At 60.4% G+C, this 1,560-nt stretch carries 2 protein-coding genes; both read left to right on the top strand.

All coding sequences use genetic code 11. The features are described 5' to 3' along the window. The first annotated feature begins 132 nt into the window (after positions 1 to 132). Positions 133 to 474, top strand: coding sequence for a hypothetical protein (locus KAK03_RS24690; RefSeq protein ID WP_210857343.1), 342 nt, complete (start codon positions 133 to 135; stop codon positions 472 to 474). A gap of 132 nt (positions 475 to 606) precedes the next feature. Then, positions 607 to 1,386 carry a hypothetical protein gene (locus KAK03_RS24685; RefSeq protein ID WP_210857342.1) on the top strand — a complete coding sequence of 260 codons (780 nt, stop codon included), beginning with the start codon at positions 607 to 609 and terminating at the stop codon, positions 1,384 to 1,386. Positions 1,387 to 1,560: the final 174 nt, after the last annotated feature.

The following is a 1,560-nucleotide window of genomic DNA, read 5'->3' as shown; positions in this document are numbered from 1 at the left end:
TTCAACGCAGGCGCACGGGCCGCTTGCGCTAACCGCGATTCTTCTGTGGAATCGCTGGGTTGAACATACAAGGCGTCACAAAGCAGCCCACCGTGGCCCCAACTCGAGTTGCACAGCGCAGCACCCCCAGTCGTGAAGCTTTCGCACGCCATCGATCTACCCTTCACTCGCGAGTCGCTGCTCGCATTGCTCGAGCACGGCTGCAAGCCTGAGTCGTCTCCATTCACTCACAAACAAATCGCCGAGTGGTGCGATAGATTCTGGTGCAAGTACCTGGACGTTGAGGCACCAGCAGACATCGCACAGTTGCTGCCGCTTCTGACGGACGTAGAGACGCAATGGGACCTCTATCTGGCCAACACATACGATCTGAAGCAGCTTCAGACCGAAGACTTCGACCATGTCTTACTGCCAACCGAGTGGTTCGAAGATTGGCTTCAACAAGTTCAAGGCACTAGCCCGAAGGTCCGGTGACGCCTAACCCCTCGCTGGAACCGACGCCCACCGCCATGGCACTTGGCCCGCTTCCCGGCTTGAGCCATCATCCGTCCAGCGGGCCAAGTGCCATGGCGGTGTGCGCGGCTCAGCTCGAACGTTAGCCAGCTCATGGATCGTTTGCTTCGCGCGCTTGCCGTATGCATCACACTCGTCGGCTGCGGCATGCCCCTTACGCCTGAGGCGTTTACCTCATCGCCTGAGGCGCTGGCGCTACGCAGCATCGTCGACCGCCTGACTCAGAGGGACTTCGCTTCTGTTGAGGCACAACTTGACCCCGCCCTAGCGCAAGGTGGCATTCGAGCCGCATTAGAGAAGACTGCCAATGCAATACCCTCCGCGCCAATCACCAAGGTCGAGGCAGTTGCCTGGAAAGTCGTCGTCGCAACCGGAAGGCCGCGAACGGCGGCAGTTGCCGCCGAATACACCTTCGGTCAGAAACAATGGCTCGTCGCTTCGGCGCAGCTGACAGGCGAACCAAACGCGTACCGCATCCTCAGCTTCAACGTCGAGCCCTTGCCTGCGCCGATGTCGCAGATCCACGCATTCACGCTCTCAGGCAAGGGCGTTACCCACTATTTCTTCCTTGTTGCGGCGGTGGCTGCCGTCGTGGTCACCCTGTTTGCACTCGTCCGCTGCGCCCGCGCCAAGGGGCTACGCCGCAAGTGGCTCTGGTTGATCTTCATTGCATTGGGCTTTGTGTCGTTCACCATCAATTGGTCCAACGGCGCGGTAAGCATCAACCCGCTTGCCTTCAATCTTTTGAGCGCCGCCTTCATGCGGCAGGGTTGGCTCGGCCCATGGATGCTCACGTTCTGCGTCCCTGTTGGGGCAATATGGTTCTTGCTGCGGCAACGCGGCGCGGCTCAAAATGTCACGACCGCTGGCTAACCCTTCGCTCGAGTGGACGCGCTCCGGCATGGCACTTGGCCCGCGAAGCGGTGTAGTTCATCATCCGCCTCGCGGGCCAAGCGCCATGCCTGCGCGCGCCCCTCAGCTCAAACGTTAGCAACTGTGTTGCGCGTCAAGCCCTGGAGCCCAATTGGTGTGGTGCTTGAGCATGGC

This window comes from Ideonella alba (assembly GCF_018069845.1).
GTDB lineage: Bacteria > Pseudomonadota > Gammaproteobacteria > Burkholderiales > Burkholderiaceae_C > Ideonella > Ideonella alba.
This window is presented reverse-complemented; position numbering and strand designations above follow the sequence as displayed.

Excerpts from the sequence above, each read along its gene's own strand:
- KAK03_RS24685 (WP_210857342.1), top strand. The coding sequence starts at position 607 with ATGGATCGTTTGCTTCGCGCGCTTGCCGTATGCATCACACTCGTCGGC.